The 19,984-nt window shown below is 67.2% G+C and carries 20 protein-coding genes; 11 read left to right on the top strand and 9 right to left on the bottom strand.

Going from position 1 to position 19,984, the window contains the following annotated elements; translation table 11 throughout:
• Positions 1 to 2: 2 nt before the first annotated feature.
• From NL241_RS28835 to NL241_RS28860, 6 genes are all read left to right on the top strand, one after another.
• Complete coding sequence (locus NL241_RS28835) at positions 3 to 1,439, top strand: aminobutyraldehyde dehydrogenase (RefSeq protein ID WP_494395735.1); 1,437 nt, start codon at positions 3 to 5, stop codon at positions 1,437 to 1,439.
• Positions 1,426 to 1,752, top strand: coding sequence for a RedY/HapK family protein (locus NL241_RS28840; protein WP_487694161.1), 327 nt, complete (start codon positions 1,426 to 1,428; stop codon positions 1,750 to 1,752). Before NL241_RS28835 ends, NL241_RS28840 begins: the two co-directional genes overlap by 14 nt.
• Positions 1,752 to 3,467 (top strand): phytoene desaturase family protein, encoded by a 1,716-nt coding sequence (locus NL241_RS28845; protein ID WP_494395736.1) that lies wholly within the window; start codon positions 1,752 to 1,754, stop codon positions 3,465 to 3,467. The genes NL241_RS28840 and NL241_RS28845 overlap by 1 nt, the downstream gene beginning before the upstream one ends.
• Positions 3,464 to 5,197 (top strand): dihydroxy-acid dehydratase, encoded by a 1,734-nt coding sequence (locus NL241_RS28850; protein WP_494395737.1) that lies wholly within the window; start codon positions 3,464 to 3,466, stop codon positions 5,195 to 5,197. Before NL241_RS28845 ends, NL241_RS28850 begins: the two co-directional genes overlap by 4 nt.
• A 68-nt stretch (positions 5,198 to 5,265) precedes the next feature.
• Positions 5,266 to 6,474: a cytochrome P450 gene (locus NL241_RS28855; RefSeq protein WP_487694157.1), complete on the top strand. Its 1,209-nt coding sequence runs from the start codon at positions 5,266 to 5,268 to the stop codon at positions 6,472 to 6,474.
• On the top strand, positions 6,471 to 6,662 hold the full coding sequence (locus NL241_RS28860) for a ferredoxin (protein ID WP_487694156.1): 192 nt from the start codon (positions 6,471 to 6,473) through the stop codon (positions 6,660 to 6,662). Before NL241_RS28855 ends, NL241_RS28860 begins: the two co-directional genes overlap by 4 nt.
• Here NL241_RS28860 and NL241_RS28865 read toward each other — a convergent pair.
• From NL241_RS28865 to NL241_RS28875, 3 genes are read right to left on the bottom strand one after another with little or no spacing between them, the layout of a single operon-like run.
• Entirely contained in the window at positions 6,659 to 7,324 is a 666-nt protein-coding gene (locus NL241_RS28865; protein WP_487694155.1) for a hypothetical protein, read from the bottom strand. The genes NL241_RS28860 and NL241_RS28865 overlap by 4 nt on opposite strands.
• Before the next feature lie 57 nt (positions 7,325 to 7,381).
• On the bottom strand, positions 7,382 to 8,005 hold the full coding sequence (locus NL241_RS28870; RefSeq protein ID WP_487694154.1) for a PaaI family thioesterase: 624 nt from the start codon (positions 8,003 to 8,005) through the stop codon (positions 7,382 to 7,384).
• Positions 8,002 to 9,300 (bottom strand): adenylosuccinate synthase, encoded by a 1,299-nt coding sequence (locus NL241_RS28875; protein WP_494395738.1) that lies wholly within the window; start codon positions 9,298 to 9,300, stop codon positions 8,002 to 8,004. The genes NL241_RS28870 and NL241_RS28875 overlap by 4 nt, the downstream gene beginning before the upstream one ends.
• Positions 9,301 to 9,393: 93 nt before the next feature.
• Between NL241_RS28875 and NL241_RS28880 the strand changes: the two genes are divergently transcribed.
• Both NL241_RS28880 and NL241_RS28885 read left to right on the top strand, forming a co-directional pair.
• Positions 9,394 to 9,999, top strand: coding sequence for a peptidase M50 (locus NL241_RS28880; RefSeq protein ID WP_494395739.1), 606 nt, complete (start codon positions 9,394 to 9,396; stop codon positions 9,997 to 9,999).
• A 15-nt stretch (positions 10,000 to 10,014) separates the two neighbouring features.
• The gene (locus NL241_RS28885; RefSeq protein WP_487694150.1) at positions 10,015 to 10,794 is read left to right on the top strand and encodes a site-2 protease family protein; all 780 of its coding nucleotides are present in this window, start codon (positions 10,015 to 10,017) and stop codon (positions 10,792 to 10,794) included.
• 163 nt (positions 10,795 to 10,957) lie between these two features.
• Here NL241_RS28885 and NL241_RS28890 read toward each other — a convergent pair whose 3' ends face one another.
• Complete coding sequence (locus NL241_RS28890; RefSeq protein WP_487694149.1) at positions 10,958 to 11,602, bottom strand: TetR/AcrR family transcriptional regulator; 645 nt, start codon at positions 11,600 to 11,602, stop codon at positions 10,958 to 10,960.
• A 99-nt stretch (positions 11,603 to 11,701) separates the two neighbouring features.
• Between NL241_RS28890 and NL241_RS28895 the strand changes: the two genes are divergently transcribed.
• A complete protein-coding gene (locus NL241_RS28895; RefSeq protein WP_487694148.1) occupies positions 11,702 to 12,622 on the top strand; it encodes a cation diffusion facilitator family transporter in 921 nt (306 codons plus the stop codon).
• Between the two features lie 6 nt (positions 12,623 to 12,628).
• Here NL241_RS28895 and NL241_RS28900 read toward each other — a convergent pair whose 3' ends face one another.
• Entirely contained in the window at positions 12,629 to 13,045 is a 417-nt protein-coding gene (locus tag NL241_RS28900; RefSeq protein WP_494395740.1) for a DUF3151 domain-containing protein, read from the bottom strand.
• Positions 13,046 to 13,155: 110 nt separating this feature from the next.
• On the opposite strand from NL241_RS28900, the gene NL241_RS28905 reads away from it, so the two are divergent.
• The gene (locus tag NL241_RS28905; protein WP_494395741.1) at positions 13,156 to 13,989 is read left to right on the top strand and encodes an Rv0361 family membrane protein; all 834 of its coding nucleotides are present in this window, start codon (positions 13,156 to 13,158) and stop codon (positions 13,987 to 13,989) included.
• A gap of 59 nt (positions 13,990 to 14,048) precedes the next feature.
• Here NL241_RS28905 and fbaA read toward each other — a convergent pair whose 3' ends face one another.
• A complete protein-coding gene (gene fbaA / locus NL241_RS28910; protein ID WP_487694145.1) occupies positions 14,049 to 15,083 on the bottom strand; it encodes a class II fructose-bisphosphate aldolase in 1,035 nt (344 codons plus the stop codon).
• A gap of 131 nt (positions 15,084 to 15,214) precedes the next feature.
• Between fbaA and NL241_RS28915 the strand changes: the two genes are divergently transcribed.
• A complete protein-coding gene (locus NL241_RS28915) occupies positions 15,215 to 15,913 on the top strand; it encodes a VTT domain-containing protein (RefSeq protein ID WP_487694144.1) in 699 nt (232 codons plus the stop codon).
• On the opposite strand, the gene NL241_RS28920 is transcribed toward NL241_RS28915, so the two are convergent.
• From NL241_RS28920 to nhaA, 3 genes are all read right to left on the bottom strand, one after another.
• Positions 15,910 to 16,824 (bottom strand): LLM class F420-dependent oxidoreductase, encoded by a 915-nt coding sequence (locus NL241_RS28920; RefSeq protein ID WP_494395742.1) that lies wholly within the window; start codon positions 16,822 to 16,824, stop codon positions 15,910 to 15,912. The two genes, NL241_RS28915 and NL241_RS28920, sit on opposite strands and share 4 nt — an antisense overlap.
• A 111-nt stretch (positions 16,825 to 16,935) precedes the next feature.
• A complete protein-coding gene (locus tag NL241_RS28925) occupies positions 16,936 to 18,096 on the bottom strand; it encodes an XdhC family protein (RefSeq protein WP_494395743.1) in 1,161 nt (386 codons plus the stop codon).
• 50 nt (positions 18,097 to 18,146) lie between these two features.
• Positions 18,147 to 19,964: a Na+/H+ antiporter NhaA gene (gene nhaA, locus NL241_RS28930; RefSeq protein WP_487694192.1), complete on the bottom strand. Its 1,818-nt coding sequence runs from the start codon at positions 19,962 to 19,964 to the stop codon at positions 18,147 to 18,149.
• Positions 19,965 to 19,984 lie beyond the last annotated feature (20 nt).

Raw genomic sequence — 19,984 nt, forward strand, 5'->3', positions numbered from 1 at the left:
TCATGACCTTTCACGACAAGATGTTCATCGACGGCGCCTGGACCGACGCCTCCGGGGGCGCCAAAGACCAGATCCCCGCACCCACCACCGGGGAAGCCTTCGCCGAGATGGCCCACGGCACCGTCGCCGACGTCGACAAGGCCGTCGCCGCCGCTCACGCCGCCTTCCCGGACTGGGCCCGCACGCCCGTCGGCGAACGGGCCCGCGCCTTCCTCAAGCTCGCCGACCGCATCGAAGACGACGCACCCACCCTCGCCGAGATCGAGTCACGCAACGTGGGCAAGCCCATCGGCCTGGCCCTCGAGGAGATGGAGATGATCCCCGATCACCTCCGGTTCTTCGCCGGCGGCGCCCGCACCATGGAAGGCCGCGCGGCCGGCGAATTCGTCCGCGGCAAAACCAGCATCATCCGGCGCGACCCGCTGGGCGTCGTCGGCTCGGTGGCCCCGTGGAACTACCCCCTGCTGATGGCCATCTGGAAGATCTCGCCCGCCCTGCTCACCGGAAACACGCTGGTGCTCAAGCCTTCTGAACACACCCCGTTCTCGGTGCTGCGCCTCGCCGAACTTGCTGCCGACCTGTTCCCCGCCGGTGTGCTCAACATCGTCACCGGCGACGGCGAGGACGTCGGTGCGCGCCTGGTCTCCCACCCGCTGGTGCGGATGTCCTCACTCACCGGCTCGGTCGACACCGGCCGGGCCCTGATGCGCGCCTCGGCCGACTCCAACCTCAAGCGGCTGCACCTCGAACTCGGCGGCAAGGCCCCGGTACTGGTGTACCCCGACGCCGATATCGCGCTGACCGTCGCCAAGATCATGGAGGGCGCGTTCTGCAATTCCGGCCAGGACTGTATGGCGGCCTCCCGGCTCTACGTCCACGAGTCGGTGCACGACGATCTGGTGTCCGGTCTCGAAAAAGCGGTCAAGGAACTCGATCTCGGCGACATCGCCGATGAGAACACCGCCATGGGACCGGTCATCACCGCCGAGCACCGGGACCGGGTGGAAGGGTTCGTGGCCCGCGCCAAGGCCACCGGCCACACCGAACTGATCCAGGGCGACAACCCCGGCACCGGCTTCTACACCGCCCCCACCGTGGTGGTCGGCGCGCGCCAGGGCGACGAGATCGTCAGCACCGAGGTGTTCGGTCCGGTGACCTCGGTGACCAGGTTCAGCGACAACGACGATGTGATCGCCTGGGCCAACGACACCGAATACGGCTTGGCTGCATCGGTTTTCACCCAGGACATCGGCCGGGCCATGACCGCCTCGGCCGACCTGCAGTTCGGCACGGTGTGGGTCAACGACCACCTGCCCGTCACCCCCGAGATGCCGCACGGCGGATTCAAACAGTCCGGCAACGGCAAGGACATGTCGGTGTACGCGCTCGAGGAGTACACCGAGATCAAGCACGTGATGATCAACCGTGAGAGCGCCTGACATGACGGTCAGCGCCATCAACACGTTCCGGCTGCGCCCCGGGGTGCCGGTTTCGGATTTCGAGCAGTTCTCCGCCGAACTCGACCGACCTGTCTGTCTGAGCTTCGACGAGGTCCTCGGATTCGAGGTCTATCTCTCCGACGACGGCACCGTTGTGGAAATCATGACCGTGGCGTCCTGGCCCGAATGGGAGACGGTCCGCGACAACGCCCCCCAGTTGAAGCCCGTCGTCGCACGCTTCGACGAACTGGTGGAACCCGGCAGCGTCACCACCGTCTTCACCCGTCATTCCCCGCTGCCTCAGGAGATCTGATGACAACCGACTATGACGCCGTCATCATCGGCGCCGGCCACAACGGCCTCGTCACCGCCAACTACCTCGCCCGCGCCGGCAAGAAAGTGCTGGTGCTCGAGGCCCGCAACGTCGTCGGCGGCGCCTGCGTCACCGAGGAACTGATCCCTGGCTCGAAATGGTCGTCGTGCGCGTTCATCGCCGGCCTGCTGCGCCCGGAGATCATCACCGAACTCGAGCTGGCCAAGTACGGCCTGGATCTCTACCAGGGTGATGCGTTGTCGTTCAGCCTGTTCCGCGACGGTACGCACTTCACCATGTGGAAGGAGACCGACCGGACCCTGCGCGAACTCGAGAAGCTGAACAAGAAGGACGCGCAGGCGTTCCTCGATTTCGGGATCCGGTTGCAGCGCTTCGCCGGGCTGGTGACGCCCTACCTGCTCAAGCCTCCCCCGGAGCGCTCCGAGGTTCTCGCGGCGTTCGAGGCCGCAGGTGAGCAGACGCTGTTCGACGAGTTCACCCTGCTGTCGGTGCGCGATCTGCTGGACCGGTATTTCGACGACGAACGGCTCAAGAGCATGCTCACGTTCTTCGGCATGGTCTCGATCTTCGGCGGCCCGTCCACCCCGGGCACCGCCTACACCTACGGGCACCATTCCTGGGGCGAGTTCAACGGCAACTTCGGCCAATTCGGGATGGCTCGCGGCGGGATGGGGGCGATCAGTGAGGCGCTCGCGGCGGGCGCCCGAGCACACGGGGCCACCATCCGCACATCGGCTCCGGTGGACACGGTGATCGTCGAACGTGGAGTGGCCACCGGTGTCCGGCTCCGGGACGGCTCGGTGGTCACCGCCGCCCAGGTGTTCTCCAACGCCGACCCCAAGCGCTCACTGCTGGGGCTCCTCGATCCTGGTGTCCTTCCGCCGAAGTTGGTGCGCGACGTCGCGAACATCGACACCCGCGGCTCGATGGCCAGGATCCACCTGCTGATCGACGAACTGCCGCAGTACCTTCCGTTCGCCGACGCATCGGTTGGCCCGCAGCACCACGGACACCAGCTGCTGGGTCCCAGCCGCGAGGCCTTCGAAGAGGCCTACGAAGCGCAACGCCGCGGCACCTTCCCCAGCACCTTCGTCATCGAAGCCGTCACCCAGTCCGTCACCGACGACTCGCTGGCACCCGCGGGCCTGCACACCATGACCCTCGGTATCCAGCAGCTGCCGTCCGAACTCACCGGCACCACCTGGGCCGCCGAGAAGGAGAAGTGGGCGGACCTGGTGCTCGAAGAGCTCTACACCTACGCGCCGAACCTCCGGGAACACATCCTGGACCGGGTGATCATCACCCCCGACGATCTGCACAACGAGTACCTGATCACCGACGGCAACATCTTCCACGGCAGCATGATGCTCGATCAGCTGTTCGGTGCCCGCCCCATCCCCGAGCTCGCGAATTACCGCACCCCCGTGAAGAATTACTACCTCTGCGGATCCGGCACCCACCCCGGCGGCGGCGTGATGGGAGCCAACGGCCACAACGCCGCCAAGGTCGCTCTCGCCGATGCCGACGGGGTGGCTCCTGCACCCAGGGCCCTGTCAACTGCGGCCAAGGCACCGTGGCAGCAGCGGATGGTCGGGACGCTGATGGGCACCCGGCCGGGCCGCTGGTTCGGGTACCAGGCCGCGCGGCAGCCCGCGCTGCGCAAGATCACCGCCTACGCGGCGCGTGTCCGGTGAGCGAGTTACGCAGCGCCAAATGGTTCGCCGGGCAGAACGTGCCGGGGTTCGTGCATCGGTCGGCCATGCGGGCATCCGGGTTCTCACGGATGGCTTTCGAGGGCAGACCCATCGTCGGGATCTGCAACTCGTGGTCCGAAGTCGTGAACTGCAACATGCATTTTCGCGGTCTCGCCGACTCGGTGCGGCGTGGTGTGCTGGCAGCGGGCGGATTTCCGCTGGAGTTCCCCACCATGTCATTGGGCGAGCAGCTGATGAAGCCGACGACCATGCTGTTCCGCAACCTGATGGCGATGGACGTGGAGGAATCCATCCGCGCGTATCCGTTCGACGCGGTGGTACTGCTGGGCGGCTGCGACAAGACCGTGCCCGCGCAACTGATGGGTGCGGCCAGTGCGGATGTGCCGGCCATCGTCCTCACCGGCGGGCCCGCCGCCCCAGCGGTGTTCGACGGCAAGCAGATCGGGGTGGGCACCGACCTGTGGCAGTACATCGACGACGTTCGCGCCGGCCGCATGTCGATGGCCGACTACGAGCGGTTGGAGGCGGCCGCCGGCCCGTCGCGCGGGCACTGTCCGGAGATGGGCACGGCCTCCACCATGGCCACGCTCGTCGAGGGGCTCGGGATGACGCTGCCCGGCACCGCCGCGGTGCCGGCCATGGATTCCCGGCGGCTCCAGGTGGCCGAAGAGGTGGGCGCACGGGCAGTGGGGTTGGCCACCGAGGGACTGCGGCCCTCGCAGGTGCTCACGTCCGAAGCCTTCGACAACGCCATCACTCTGATGCTGGCCGTCGGCGGGTCCACCAACGCGATCGTGCACCTGCTGGCCATCGCGGGCCGGGTGGGCATTCCGTTGACGCTGGACCGCTTCCACGAACTGTCGGCCCGCACGCCGCTGGTGGTCAATGTCCGCCCCGCCGGTGAGCACCTCGTCGAGCAGGTCTTCCACGCCGGCGGCATCCCGGCGGTCATGAAATCGGTCGAAGCGCTGCTGCATACCGACGCCCTGACCGTCACCGGCAAGACCGTCGCCGACAACCTGCCAGCCACGTTGTCCACCGCCGCAGAGGTCATCGCGACGCTGGACGCACCGTTTCAGCCGCCGCAGGGGCTCGCGGTGGTGCGCGGCAACCTGGCGCCCAACGGCGCGGTGATCAAATGCAGTGCGGCCACCCCGTCGCTGCTGGTGCATCAGGGCCCGGCAGTGGTGTTCGACGACATGCGAGACATGATGGCCCGCTTCGACGATCCCGACCTGGACGTCACCGCGGATTCCGTTCTGGTGCTGCGTAATGCGGGGCCACGCGGTGCGCCCGGGATGCCGGAGTGGGGACAACTACCCATTCCCGGCAAGCTGCTTCGCCAGGGCGTCACCGACATGGTGCGAATCTCCGATGCCCGGATGAGCGGAACCGCCTACGGTACCTGTGTTCTGCACGTCAGCCCGGAGTCGGCGGCCGGTGGCCCGCTGGGCTTGGTGCGCGACGGTGACATCATTTCCCTGAACGCACCCGCCGGGACTCTCGAGGTACTCGTCTCGGATGACGAACTCGCGGGCCGGCAGGCCGCTGTGCCGCCGTCCTCCCACACCCGCGGATACGCCTCGATGTACGTCGACCGGGTGCTGCAGGCCGACCGGGGGTGCGATTTCGACTTCCTGGTCGGGCGCTCCCAACATCCGGAGAACGAGCCCGACGCCATCTTCGACGGCTGGGTCGGGGGCTGGTGAACTCGGTGATCGACGATTTCCTCGCTGAGCGAAATCTCGATCAGCCGCACCGCGCGTAACGTCGTGGCATGACGCCGCAAGCCACGTCACTACCGCCGCTGCACATGCGCCGCACCGATTTCAACCCCATTCCCGAGCTGGGTGAGATCCGCGAGAACGAGGGTGTGCGCACCGTCGTCAACGCTTTCGGTATGCCGGTGTACCTGGTGACCCGCCACGAGGACGTCAAAGCCGTGCTGGCCGATCCCGAGCGCTTCTCCAACGAGCGGCCAACCGGGTTCGTCGTGCCCGGCGCTCCTGCCGTCGACGCAGAGGAACAGAGGGCAGCGCAATCCGGCAACCTGCTGGGCCTCGACCCACCGCGGCACACCCGGCTGCGCCGCATGCTGACCGGGGAATTCACCGCCCGCCGGATGAAACGCCTGGAACCACGCATCGTCGAACTGGTCGAAAGGCAGCTCGATGCCATGGAGAAGGCCGGGCCGCCAAGCGATCTCGTGGCCGACTTCGCGTTGCCCATCCCGTCGCTGGTGATCTGCGAACTGCTCGGGGTGCCCTATGACGACCGCGAGGACTTCCAGCACCGCTCGGCCCGCCAGCTCGATCTGTCGATCCCGTTCGAGGAGCGGATCGAGTTGCAACGCACGGGCCGCGCCTACATGCACACACTGGTCACCGGCGCCCGTCGCGCCCCCGGAGACGACATGCTGGGCATGCTGGTGCGCGAGCACGGCGACGAGCTCACCGATGACGAACTGGTGGGCATCTGCAGTCTGCTTCTCCTCGCCGGACACGAGACCACCTCCAACATGCTCAGCCTGGGCACACTGGCGCTGCTGCGGCATCCGGACCAGCTGGCCGCTGTGCGTGACGATCCCGCCGCGGTGGGCCCGGCCGTCGAAGAACTGCTGCGCTGGTTGTCGATCGTGCACTCCGGCATTCCACGCATCACCACCACTGAGGTCGAGCTCGCCGGTGTGCAGATCCCCAAACACCAGCTGGTGTTCGTATCGCTGCCCTCGGGCAATCGCGACCCAGGCTTCATCGACAGACCCGAAACCCTCGACATCAGCCGAGGAGCCATGGGCCACTTGGCTTTCGGCCACGGCGTGCACCATTGCCTGGGTGCACCGCTGGCCCGGATGGAGATGCGTTTCGCCTTCCCGGCGCTGCTGCGACGGTTTCCCACACTGCGGCTGGCCGAGCCGTTCGACGAGGTGGCCTTCCGGTCATTCCACTTCATCTACGGCTTGCAGTCACTGGAGGTGGCGTGGTGAGAGTCCTGGCTGACCGTGAGGTGTGCATCGGCGCCGGAGTGTGCGTGATGAGCACCGAGGCGGTGTTCGATCAAGACGACGACGGCCTGGTGGTGGTGCTGACCGCCGACGTCCCCGCCGGCGAAGAGGACAACGCGCGCAAGGCCGTGCAGCTGTGCCCGTCGGGAGCACTGGCCATCGCGGACTAGGCGCCCGGCTCCTCGCGATGCAGATCGATCAGTCCGGCCCGCTTCAGCGCCATCACGCTGACGATCAGCACCCAGACGGGGAACGTCAGCGTCATCCACATCGACAGCTCGCTGGCCACCAACAACGTCAGCGCCAACACGTAGGTGAGCGCCACCAGCCACCGTGACACCAATCCGGTCTTGAGCCAGATGGTGGCCAGCGAGATCATGAACACGCCGGCCATCCGCAGCGCATACGTCTTGGACAAGGTCATCAGCAGCGTCTGCCCGAACGTACCCACCTCGTCCAGGTTCGCAGTCCGGCTGGCCACCAGGGCCACACCCACCGCCGACGCCACGAAGATCATCGCCAGGAACAGCAGACCGCTGCCCAGGAACACCGAGGCGAAGAACTTGTCCTCGAACTTGCCCAGCCCGTCGCGCACCACCCCGATGAACCACAGGAAGCAGATACCGGCGAACGGCATCAGCAGCGCCGCCAGCCGCAGCCTGTCTTCGGATCCTTCCACCCATTGCGAGCCGGGTCGGGCGCCCTCGGGCAGCGCGGTGTGTATCAGCGTGATGGCCGCACCGAACAACACCGCGAACAGTACGCCGGCCAGGCCGGCGGCCTTCGGGGTCGACAGCCGCCGCAGAGTGCGCTCAGAACGTGGGGTGCTCACCGGCTCATGGTGCCGCTGAAACCGCGCCCCGTGCGGGATTGGCGCGAAATTCCCGCGTCAGGGTTGACCGGCCAGCAACCGGATCATCAGGCCGTTGGCTTCGGCGAGCAGATTGCCCTCGGGGTCGCGTAGTTCGGCGTTGGTGAACGCCTTGCGGCCCTCGGCCTGGCGAATCCAGCCCGTGGCCGTCAAGGTGGTGTCGATCGGGGTGACCTTGCGGTACTCGACATGCAGGAACGCGGTGCGGCTGATCGGCCGGCCCGCAGCGTGGATCACCATGCCGAACACCGAATCGAACAGCAGCGGCAGCACACCGCCGTGCACGGCATAGTTGCCGCCCACGTGGTAGCGGCTGAACTCGACCGCCAGTTCCACACCGTCGGGCTCGAAGCGGGTGACCCGGTACGGCGGCATCAGCAGGCTGCCCGCGCCGGGCAGTTCGACCACGCGGTTGGCCGGGCCCACCCCTTCGCCGGCCTCGAACGGTTCCAGCAGCTCGACCAGGGCTTCCACCCGGTCAGCGGCGTCGTCCCAGGTGTCCGGACCGGGGTCGGCGGACACGGCCAGGTCCTGCAACCGTCGCATCGACGTCAGGAACCTGCCGAACCCGGGGCCCGGCTTGGCAGGTTCGAAGACCGGGAACCCGCCGTGATGCTCGTACTCAGGATCTTGATCCGTCACGGACGCGGAGCCAGGATGTCGCGCCGCACGATGGTCTGATCGCGGCCGGGTCCCACGCCGATGCACGAAACGTGCGCTCCGGCAAGCTCTTCGAGCCGCAGCACGTAGTCACGCGCCTTCGCCGGCAGGTCGTCGAAGGAACGCGCGCCGGAGATGTCTTCCCACCAGCCGGGCAGTTCTTCGTAGATCGGCTCGGCCTTGGCGATGTCGCTCTGTGTCATCGGCATCTCGTCGGTGCGCTTGCCGTTGACGGTGTACCCGACGCAGATCGGCACGGTCTCGAGGCTGGAGAGCACGTCGAGCTTGGTCAGGAAGTAGTCGGTGATGCCGTTGACGCGGGTGGCGTAGCGCGCGATCACGGCGTCGAACCAGCCGCAGCGACGTGCGCGTCCGGTGGTCACACCCACTTCGCCGCCGGTCTTGGACAGGTAGGCGCCGTACTCGTCGAACAGCTCCGTCGGGAACGGGCCCGAGCCGACCCGGGTGGTGTAGGCCTTCAGGATGCCCAGCACGGTGGTGATACGGGTGGGTCCGATGCCGGAGCCGACGGCGGCGCCCCCCGAGGTCGGGTTGGAGGAGGTGACGAACGGATAGGTGCCGTGGTCGACGTCGAGCAGCGTGCCCTGCGAACCTTCCAGCAACACCGTCTCGCCCTGCTCCAGCGCCCGGTTCAGCAGCAGGCGCGAATCAGCGATGCGGTGCTTGAAGCCTTCGGCCTGCTCCAGCAGTTGTTGCACCACCTCGTCGGCGTTCAGCGCCTTGCGGTTGTAGATCTTGACCAGGATCTGGTTCTTCAGCTCCAGCGAGGCCTCGATCTTCTGCGCCAGCAACGCCGGATCGAGCACGTCGGCCACCCGGATACCGATGCGGGCAATCTTGTCCTGGTAACAGGGGCCGATACCGCGGCCGGTGGTGCCGATCTTCTTGCTGCCCATGTAGCGCTCGGTCACCTTGTCGATGGCCACGTGGTACGGCATCAGCAGGTGTGCGTCGGCGGAGATCAGCAGCCGCGAGGTGTCGACGTTGCGCTCCTCGAGGCCGGACAGCTCCGTGAGCAGCACACCGGGGTCGACGACCACGCCGTTGCCGATCACGTTGGTGACCCCCGGCGTGAGGATCCCCGAGGGGATCAGATGGAGTGCGAAATTCTCGCCGGTGGGCAACACCACGGTGTGCCCGGCGTTGTTCCCACCTTGATAGCGCACAACCCACTGCACGCGACCACCGAGAAGATCGGTGGCTTTACCTTTGCCCTCGTCGCCCCACTGGGCGCCGATCAGGACGATTGCCGGCATGAAAAGATCTCCCGCTTGGCTCGCAGCTTATTGTGTTCCAGCCGGTGAGCTACCTTATCCGAACTTCGGCCCGCCCATCTCCGAGGAGCGACTTTGCCCGCCTCACCGACCGTCGTGCTGCGCTTCGGAAGCCGGACAGTGCCCCGGGCAGTGGCAGCTCTCCCCCGGGTGGACGTGACCGAGCCGACCGACGTGGACACTGCTGTCGACGGCGTATCGCGGGTGGTGGTGCTGGGTTCGAACGTTGATCTGGCAACCGTTCTGACCCGGTTGCTGCGCCGGGAACAGCTGGGAGTCGAAGTGGCTCACCTGACTGGACGGCGCGGCGCACGACGAGCGACAACGGCTGCAGCACAACGCGTTCCACTGATCCGGGATGAGACCGGACAGGTGATCGTGGGCCGCGCGGTCTGGCAGCCGGCCAACGCGGGCGGGCTTCTCGAAGGTGAGGGCATCGTCGATGACACCGTGCTGTTCGACGGCGCGGTCGCCGGCGTCGAGGTGGAGCCGACGGCCGTCATGCCCGGGCTGCGGGCCCGAGTGCTGGGTACCGGCTGGCGATCGGGGCCATGGGTCAGCGGACGCGCCGCCCAGTTGGGCACGCCGGGGGTGATCGTGGTGCGCGACGGCGTGCCCGCCTCCCGTCCCGCTCGCCGGTCGACGTTCTACCGGCACATCGAGGGCTGGTTGCGCGTCTAGGTAACGTCAATTCACGTGAGCATTCGCCCCGTGGGCCAGTCGGTGCGCCCCAGCCCGGTCTTCCTGGCGATCGTCGCCGCCACCGTGGTGGGCGGTGTGCTGGCGTGGCTGGCCGCGGAATCGGTGACCCTACTGGCCTACGCCGGGGTGTTCCTGTTCGTCATCGCAGGATGGGTGGTGTCGCTGTGCCTGCACGAGTTCGGGCACGCCTTCACCGCGTGGCGATACGGCGATCACGACGTGGCGGTACGCGGCTACCTGACGCTGAATCCGTTGAAGTACTCCAGTCCCCTGCTGTCACTGGGGCTGCCGCTGCTGTTCATCGCGCTGGGCGGGATCGGCCTGCCCGGAGGCGCGGTGTACGTCCGGACGTCGAACATGTCACCGCGTCAGCGCACCATGGTGAGCCTGGCGGGGCCGCTGGCCAACGTGGTGCTGGCGGTGGTGCTGCTGACGCTGACGCGGCTGTTCTACGACTCGGCGCACGGAGTGTTCTGGTCGGGCGTGGCATTCCTGGGCTTCCTACAGGTCACGGCCGTGCTGCTGAATCTGCTGCCGATCCCGGGTCTGGACGGCTACGGGGCGCTGGAGCCGCATCTGAGCTACGACACCCAGCGGGCCCTGGACCGCTTCAAGCCGTGGGGCTTCCTGATCCTGCTGCTGTTGCTGATCGCACCGGAACTCAACCAGTGGTTCTTCGGCGGGGTGTACTGGCTCTACGAATTGTCCGGGGTGCCGGGCCACCTGTCGTCGATCGGCGGTCAGCTCACCCGGTTCTGGTCAGCCTGGCTCTGAAGTGCGGGTCCGACGGCACGCCGGGGCGGAATCAGACCCCTCGGCGGGCTCACACGACCCCCTCTACCGTGCCGCCCGTTCTTGCAGATACCACCCTGGCGCGCCGTCAGACCAAACAAACATACAGGCGTGTATGTAAGTGCGCCAGTCAACCGGGCTTTTGTCAGCGGGCACTCTGGGCCAGCGCCCAGTCGGCGACATCGGGATCGACGATGCGACGCAGGTTGGCACTGGCACGCTCCCAGCGTCGCCGCGCTCGGCTGGGGTCGCTGTCCACGAAACTCGAGATGAGGATTCCGCGCAACGCGTCCATCGCCGTGTAGACGAAATCGGCCATCGATCGATGTATCCCCTCGGGGGCGAACTCCGCGATGACCGACAGCAACGTGGTGGTGGCTACGGATTCGAACTTTGCCACCTCACGGCCCAACTCGGTGTCGGTGCGACCGGCCACCCACAGTTCGACGATGGGAATGAAGATGGGAGCGCTGTGGATATCCCAGAGCAACTCCAGAATCGCGTCGATCACGTCGTCGGCCGAGGCGAAATCCAGTGAGAAGCGCGCCACCTCGGTGGAGATCCGCTTGGCCGTCAGGTGCTGCAACGCGGCCAGCATCAGATCATCTTTGGAGCCGAAATGGTGGACCTGCGCACCGCGGGTCACGCCGGCCAGCTCAGCGACGCGCGGCGTGGTGGTGCCGCTGTAGCCATAGCGCAGCAGGCATTCGATGGTGGCGTCGAGCAGGCGGGTCCGGGTTTCGGCGCTGCGCTCTTCCTGGCTGCGCCGCCGTGCCGGCTGCCTGATCACGGCTCCACAATACATTTGTCTGTGTATGTAAGTAGGGCTCCATAATCCGGGCTGCACCCATGGTTGCAACACATGCATGGATGCGCATATATTGCTGGCATGGGTGCCGGACACGACCACAGTCATGGCGGTGACACACGAGTCAGTCGCATGCTGATCGCCGCCGCGATCTTGAGCGTGTTCTTCATCGTCGAGTTGGTCACCGCGCTGCTGATCAACTCGATCGCCCTGCTGGCCGACGCCGGACACATGCTGACCGACCTGGTGGCGATGTTCATGGGCCTGACCGCGGTGCTGCTGGCGCGGCGCGGGTCCACCTCACCGGCCCGCACCTACGGCTGGCACCGCGCCGAGGTGTTCACCGCGGTCGCCAACGCCGTGCTCCTGCTGGGTGTCGCGGCCTTCATCCTCTACGAAGCGTTCGAGCGCCTGGACTCGGCGCCGGCAGTGCCCGGCGTCCCCCTGATCGTGGTCGCGCTGGCCGGACTGATCGCCAACGCGGTGGTGGTGTTCCTGCTGCGCGGCGATTCCGAGAAGAGCCTTGCCGTCAAAGGCGCCTACATGGAAGTGGTCGCCGATACGGTCGGCAGCATCGGCGTCCTGATCGCCGGCGTCGTCACCGTCACCACCGGCTGGCCGTACGCCGACGTCGTCGTCGCCGTCCTGGTGGCCCTGTGGGTGCTGCCGCGGGCTTTCTCGCTCGCGCGGTCCGCGCTGCGGATCCTCTCGGAGAGCTCCCCCCACCACATCGACGTCGACGAACTCCGCCGGGCGCTCGGCGCGGTGCCGGGTGTCACCGAAGTCCACGACCTGCACGTGTGGACGCTGGTCCCCGGCAGGGACATGGCCACCGCGCACCTGACCAGCACCGCCGACTCCGCGCGGGTACTCGGCGACGCCAAGGCCGTCCTCGCCGCTCGTGGGCTGGCCCATGCCACCGTCCAGGTGGAACCGCCCGGGTGCACCGACGACTGCCAGAGCCCGGCCGAGCCCGAATCCGAGCACGGCCACACCCACTAGAGGCGCTCAGCCGAGGCCGAGTTCCTTTCGGGCCTGCGGATCGCAGTCGTCGAGCAGATCCAGGCAGCGCGCGTACTCGGGTGTCTCACCGATGGCGTCGGCGGCGCGCGCCAGTGTCGCGACGCACCGCAGGAAGCCCTGGTTCGGCTCGTGCGAGAACGGCACCGGGCCGAAACCCTTCCAACCGTTGCGGCGCAACTGGTCGAGTCCGCGGTGATAACCGGTACGCGCATAGGCGTAAGCCGTGATCGCCCTGTCCTCGTCGAGCGCCTGCTCGGCCAACGCCGCCCAGGCCACCGAGGCCGACGGATGCGCCGCCGCCACGATCGCCGGGTTCTCGCCGGCCGCCAGATCCCCCTCCGCCTCGATATCACCGGGCAGAAGCACCGGTTCCGGTCCCAGAAGATCACCCATCCGCGTCATGGCGACTATTGTGCCGTGCTGGGCGGGAGTGGGGATGCGGCGGCTGGTGCTGCCCGTGGGCACTAGTCTCGAACACGCACAGCCACGCCACACGGGAGGACCTCAGATCCATGTCAGACCCCTCAGGGCCGGACCAGGACGCCGAATCGAAGGTCCCCGCCGACGATCACCCGCACGACGCCGACACCGAGAGTTCGCAGGCCCATGACGAGCCGGCCACCGAGGTGTTCGCCGTTCCGGATCAGCATCCGGAGACCGACAAGACCGAACCGGCCATCACCTCGGGCGAGCGCCGCTTCACCGCGCCCTCGGGAATGGACGCCGGCTCCACGCAGATCATCGGCCGCGCCCCCGAACCGGCCACGGAGATCATGTCCGTCCCGGGTGGGGCCACCGATCCCGCGTTCGCGCCGCCGATGATGCCGCCGCCCGGGTCGCCCCCACGGCCGGCGGCCCCGCAGGCCATTCCGCCGCGCTCCGACCAGCCCAAGATTCCCGGCCGCAAGCGCAGCTGGGGGTGGGTGGTCGCGGTGATCCTGGTGATCGCCGCCCTGGCGGCAGTGGCCATCCTGGGCACGGTGCTGCTCACCCGCGGCGAGGATGCGTCCGCCACTCAGGAAGACAAGGTCCGCGAAACCATCCAGAGCTTCGACACCGCCATCCAGAACGGCGACCTGTCCACACTTCGCAACGTCACCTGCGGCGAAACCGCCGACAGCTACACCAGGTACGACGATCAGCAGTGGTCGGACACCCACGCCCGGGTGGCCGCAGCCAAGCAGTATCCCGTGGTGGCCAGCATCGACCAGGTGGTCGTCAACGGGGACCACGCCGAGGCCAACGTCACCAGCTTCATGGCCTATGACCCCTCCACGCGGTCGACGCGCAGCTTCGACCTGGAGTTCCGCGACGAGCAGTGGAAGATCTGCCAGTCCCCGCAGTAATTCCTGTGATTTCGGCGCGCTGGTAACCGCTCAGCGGTTACCAGCGCGCCGAAATCCCTCTAAGCCGTGACGCTCTTGCCTGCGCTGTGCAGGTCGTTGCAGGCCTCGACGACGCGCTCGGACATCGACGCCTCAGCCTTCTTGAGGTAGCTGCGCGGATCGTAGACCTTCTTGTTGCCGACCTCGCCGTCGATCTTCAGCACGCCGTCGTAGTTGGAGAACATGTGACCGGCGAGCGGGCGGGTGAAGGCGTACTGGGTGTCGGTGTCGACGTTCATCTTCACCACGCCGTACCGCAGCGAGTCCTCGATCTCCGATTTCAGCGAGCCCGAGCCGCCGTGGAACACGAAGTCGAAAGGCTTGGATCCCTCGGCCAGCCCGAGCTTGGCGACGGCCACCTTCTGGCCCTGGTCGAGCACCTCGGGACGCAGTTTGACGTTGCCCGGCTTGTAGACGCCGTGCACGTTGCCGAATGTCGCGGCCAGCAGGTACTTGCCGTGCTCGCCGACGCCGAGTGCGTCGATGGTCTTCTCGAAGTCCTCGGCGGTGGTGTAGAGCTTGTCGTTGATCTCGGCTTCGACGCCGTCCTCCTCGCCGCCGACCACGCCGATCTCGATTTCGAGGATGATCTTGGCCTCGGCCGACAGCTTCAGCAGTTCCTTGGCGATCTCGAGGTTCTCGTCGATCGGCACGGCCGAGCCGTCCCACATGTGCGACTGGAACAGCGGGTTGGCGCCCTTGGAGACCCGCTCGGCCGAGATGGCCAGCAGCGGACGGACGTAGGTGTCCAGCTTGTCCTTGGGGCAGTGGTCGGTGTGCAGCGCGACGGTGATCGGGTACTTGTCGGCGACGACATGGGCGAACTCGGCAAGTGCCACCGCGCCGGTCACCATGTCCTTGACACCGAGGCCGGAGCCGAATTCGGCGCCACCGGTGGAGAACTGGATGATGCCGTCGCTACCCGCGTCGGCGAAGCCCTTCAAAGCGGCATTGATGGTTTCCGAGGACGTGCAGTTGATGGCCGGGAACGCGTACGAGTTCTCCTTGGCGCGGCCCAGCATCTCGGCGTAGACCTCGGGCGTGGCGATCGGCATGTGCGGACTCCTCCTGGCGTGCTGGCATGGCTTCTCGGCGTGTTACGTGCGTCCTAAGCAGTATCTCAATAGGCGCCACCCCACAGCAGCGCGGACCGGGTCAACCAGGTCCCGCCGGTACTCTGGTCGCCGTGACCGTGCTGGCCTCGACCGAAACCGTGACCCATCTGGCCCTGTTACCAGGGTTTCTGGAGCCGGTGACCCTGCTCAACTCCTTCGGCAACTGGACGCTGGCGGGGCTGCTGTTGGTGGTCTTCATCGAGTCGGGTCTGCTGTTCCCGCTGCTGCCGGGTGACTCCCTGCTGTTCACCGCGGGCCTGGTGGCCGCCGGCGGTTCCGAGGAGGTCCCGGCGTTCGCCCCGCTGTGGGTGCTGATGCTGACCATCCCCGTGGCGGCCGTCCTGGGTGATCAGGTGGGGTACTGGATCGGCAAGAGCGGCGGAGAACGGCTGTTCAAGGAAGACGCCAAGCTGTTCAAGAGGAGCTACATCGACGAAGCCCACGACTTCTTCGACAGGCACGGCCCGGCGATGATCTTCCTGGCCCGGTTCGTGCCGATCGTGCGCACCTACGCGCCGCTGGTGGCGGGCGCGGCGAACATGAAGTACTCCACGTTCATCAAGTGGAACGTCCTCGGCGGCATCATCTGGGGCGCCGGCTTGACGCTGCTCGGCTACCTGCTGGGGCAGATCAGCATCATCCGGGACAACGTCGACTTCATCTTCATCGCGATCGTGCTGGTGTCGATCATCCCGATCGTGATGGAAGTCGTGAAGCGCTCCCGCGGCCGGTCCGCCGGAACCAAGGAACCGGCCCCGGAGCAGCCTTAGGCACTCGCCGGTTGCAGCACCTCGGCCAGCTGCCGCAACGACTCACGCGGGTCGGCCACCGGACTGTCGCCGAGCACCTGCACCACCACGTGGTCGGCTCCCGCATCCAAGTGCGCGGTGATCTTCGCGGCCGCATCCTCCACTGAACCCAATCCCACGACGGCGCGGGCCAGCCGTTCAGACCCACCTCGAACCAGATCGGATTCGTCGAACCCCTGACGCAGCCAGGAGTTCCGGTAGTTCGGCAGCCCGCTGTACACGTTGAGATGCTGGTGGGCGTACTGCAGTTGCTGCTCATCGCTGCCACCGACGACGACGGCCTGCTCGGAGACGATCCACTTGTCCGGACCCAGGATCGAGCGGGTGGTCGCGGTCTGCTCCGGGGTCACCAGGTAGGGATGAGCGCCGTCGGCGCGCTCACCGGACAACTCGATCATCTTCGGGCCCAGCGCGGCCAGCAGCCGGACAGGGCGGCCGGAGCCCGGCTCGATCTGCTCGGGCAGGGCAGCCATCCGCTCCAGATAACCGCGCATGGTGGCAAGCGGCTTGCTGTAGGAACCGCCCATACCGTGTTCGACCAGCGGCCCGTGGCTGACCCCCAGTCCGAGCACAAAACGGCCCGGGTACAGCCCGGTGATGGTGCGTGCCCCCGCTTCGGCGGCGGACGCCAGCCGGATGTGGATGTTGGCGATCCCGGTGCCGATCACCAGACGCTTGGTGGCGGCCAGGAAGGCCATCGACTGGGTGAGGCATTCCTTGCCCACCGTCTCGGGCAGGAACAGCGAGCCGTAGCCCAGGTCCTCGATCTCGCGGGCCACGTCCTGGGCGTCGCTCATCGCCCAGGTGTCGCTGGCCCACCAGACCCCGACCCGGGAGGGGAAATCGATCCGTGCGCGCTCGCTGCTGGTCATGCGTCTCCCTGATTCCTGACAGGTGTCAACGGTTCGTCCCGACCCTACTGGCGTTGTCCCAGAGGACAACACCCGGGCCACATCGCATCCCACCCGGCATCGGTTGTCGCGTCACCCGCGAGGCGAGGAATGGCTCAACTCGCTCGGCGAAACCTGCTCGTGGTGAATCCGCCCGGCGGTTTCGGTGAGCGGACGGCCGGCCCCACCCCACCGCTTGGCGACGATCTCGGCCGCGATGGAGACCGCCGTCTCCTCGGGGGTGCGGCCCCCGAGGTCGAGTCCGATGGGGCTGGACATCAGCGCCATCTCGGCGTCGGTGACGCCGGCTTCACGCAGCCTGTCGAGACGATCGAGGTGGGTGCGCCGCGAACCCATGGCGCCGATATAGGCCACCTCGGGCAGTCGAAGCGCCACCTCGAGCAGGGGAACGTCGAATTTCGGGTCGTGGGTGAGCACGCATATCACCGTGCGCGCATCGATGGCGCCGGCGTCGGCCTGTGCGGCGAGGTACCGGTGCGGCCAGTCGACCACCACCTCGTCGGCGGTCGGGAAGCGCGCGACGGTGGCGAACACCGGCCGGGCGTCGCACACCGTCACCCGGTAGCCGAGGAACGAACCCTGCTGCGCGACGGCCGCGGCGAAGTCGATGGCACCGAAGACCAGCATCCGCGGCTGCGGCGCGTAGCTGGCGACGAAGACCTCCATCCCCTCGCCACGGCGTTGACCGTCGGGACCGAAAGTCAGGATTTCGCTACGGCCGGCCGCCAACAGGCCTCGCGCGTCGTCGGTCACCGCGGCGTCCGCACGGACCGAGCCCAAACTGCCCGACACCTCCCCGGGGCGCACGATCAGGCGTCGGCCGAGCCACAGCGGGTCGGTGTGGGCGATCACCGTGGCGACCGCCACCGGCTGGTGCGTGGCGATATCGTCTGCCACGGCATCGAATTCAGGGAAAGTGGTGTGCGAGATGGCTTCGACGAACACGTCGAGCACACCGCCACAGGTCAATCCGACCTCGAATGCGTCGTCATCGCTGACCCCGTAACGCTGCAGTACGGGCTCACCGGAGGCGGCGATCTCGGTGGCCAGCTCGTAGAGCGCGCCTTCCACGCAGCCACCCGACACCGAGCCGCTCACGGTGCCGTCCGGCGCGACGACCATCGAGGCTCCGGCGGGCCGCGGCGCGGACCGGAAGGTGCGCACCACCGTCCCCACTCCGGCGGTGCCACCGGCGCGCCATACCGCCAACAGGTCGTTCAGTACTTCTCGCACCAAACCAATCTAAGCCCGCCGGCCCGTTCGCCACCCCGTGGAGGGCAAGCTCACGACCTCCCGGCTTCCAGCGCACGGATCAGACTGGCCGCATCCCACGGTCCCTTGTGGCGTTTGCCGTTGACGAAGAACGTCGGCACCGACTGCAGGTCCATCAGCTCGGCGTCCTGAACGTCGTCTTCGACCCGGTGCAGCACCTTGGAGGACTGCAGGTCCTCGTCGAACTGCCGGATGTCACAGCCCACGCTGTCGGCGTAGCGGTACAGGTGCTCCCACTCGAGGTAGTCCTGGAACTGGAACATGATCTTGCCCATGTCGAAGTACTTGCCCTGCAGACCCGCGGCTTCGGCGGCCAGCGCCGCGTCCATGGCGCGGGGGTGCACTTTCTCCAGCGGCAGGTGCCGCCACACGTAGCACAGTTGGTCACCGAAGTACTCGCGGACCTCGTCGATGGCGCCGGTGGCCCGGCTGCAGAACGGGCATTCGTAGTCGCCGTACTCGACCAGTGTCAGCGGTGCGTTCGGGTTGCCGCGGATGTGGTCGCGGGACGGGTCGATATCGCGGATCAGCTTGGCGCCCACCGGTTCCGGAGGGCTTATCCGGTCGGTGACCCGGAAGATGGCCCAGCCCAGGGCGAATGCGGCCAGCGACGCCACCAGGACGCCGACGCGGGCTTCGTCCTGTTTCACCGGATCCTCGATCGCCAGGTCGATGATGAACAGGGAGATGGTGAACCCGATACCCGAGAGCGCGGCACCGCCGGCGATGCGGCGCAACGTGAGTCCGGGCGCCAACTGACCGAGGCCCAATCTGCGCACCAGAGCCGTGGCGCCGGTGATACCGATCAGCTTGCCCAGCACCAGACCGGCGATGATGCCCCAGGTCAGCGACGAAGCCAGCGCCGCCGACACCGTGGCACCGTCGAGCCGCACCCCGGCGTTGGCCAACGCGAACAGCGGCAGCACCAGGAAGGAGACGTAGGGCCCGAACCCGGTCTGCAGGCGTTCGTTGATCGAGATCGATTCGCGCAGACTGCGGCTGGCTTCCCGCGCGTACTCCGAGTTCGGCGACTGCCGGAAGGCGCGAATCACCTCGACGGCCGCCTCGACACGCTGTCGCTGCGGAGTGAACACCGGAATCAGCAGCGCCACACCGACACCCGCGAGAGTGGGGTGCACTCCCCCGTTGTACAGCGCCACCCACAGGGCGAAGGCCAGTACCGCATACACCGGACCCCGCCAGGCGGGCAGGTGCCGGACCAGTGCGATGGCACCCAGCAGCACCACCGCGGCCACCAGGGGCATCACCTCGACGTGCTCGGAGTAGAAGAACGCGATGACCAGCAGGGCGCCCACATCGTCGACGACGGCCAGCGTCAGCAGAAAGGTGCGAAGGCGGGCAGGGAATTTGGGCCCGATGATGGCCAGCGCACCCACCAGGAACGCGGTGTCGGTGGAGATGACGACACCCCAGGCGGCGGCATTCTCGCCGCTGGGGTTGAACAGCAGGAACACCACGGCGGGCAGGATCAATCCGGCCAGCGCGGCGACCACCGGGACCACCGCCCTGGCCCGGTCCGTGAGCTCACCGATCTTGAACTGGCTGGTGACCTCGAGTCCGACGATGAAGAAGAAGAACGCCATCAATCCGTCGTTGACCAGATGCTTCATCGTCAGCTCGACGTGGGCGTCGCCGAAGCTCAGGCCGACATGAGTGCCCCAGAAGGTGGTGTAGGTGTCGGCCCACGGCGAGTTGGCCCAGACGATGGCCGCGACGGTGAACACCAACAACATTGCCGCCGCGGTGTTCTCACCGCTGCGCGGCGCGGTGGGATCCTGCCCGAACCGGCGGGGCAGCAACCTGCCCAACCCGGAGCTACCGGCCGTGC

This window comes from Mycolicibacterium sp. SMGY-1XX (assembly GCF_059132455.1).